General features: G+C 75.6%; 1 protein-coding gene. It reads right to left on the bottom strand.

The annotated features are described in order from the left end of the window. Positions 1–78: 78 nt before the first annotated feature. On the bottom strand, positions 79–586 hold a 508-nt coding region (locus ACOV8S_RS08545), incomplete at its 5' end, for an aminotransferase class I/II-fold pyridoxal phosphate-dependent enzyme (RefSeq protein WP_448317087.1).

Raw genomic sequence — 586 nt, 5'->3', positions numbered from 1 at the left:
GGCGGGGCGGGCGCCCGGTGCGCCGCCGGTACGGCGGACGGCGCCCGCCGTGGTGCGGGGGACGGCGCCCCGGGGCGGTCAGCCCTCCAGTTCGGCGCGGGCCGAGACGAACGCGGCGATCGCGGTCTCCACGTCCTCGGTGGAGTGGGCCGCCGACAGCTGCACCCGGATGCGGGCCTGCCCCTGCGGGACGACCGGGTAGGAGAAGCCGATCACGTAGACGCCGCGCTCCAGCAGCAGCTCCGCCATCCGGCCGGCGACCGAGGCGTCCCCGAACATCACCGGCGCGATCGCGTGCTCGCCAGGCAGGACGTCGAAGCCCTCCTCGGTCATCCGGCGGCGGAACAGCTCGGTGTTCTCCGCCAGACGGGTCCGCAGCTCGCCGGCGGACTCCAGCAGGTCCAGGACCTTCAGCGAGGCGGCCGCGATCACCGGGGCGAGGGTGTTGGAGAACAGGTACGGGCGGGACCGCTGCCGCAGCAGGGCGACGATCTCGGCCCGCGCGGCGACGTAGCCGCCGGAGGCGCCGCCCAGCGCCTTGCCCAGGGTGCCGGTGAGGACGTCGACGCGGTCCATGACGCCGAAG

This window comes from Streptomyces sp. CO7 (assembly GCF_053474865.1).
This window is presented reverse-complemented; position numbering and strand designations above follow the sequence as displayed.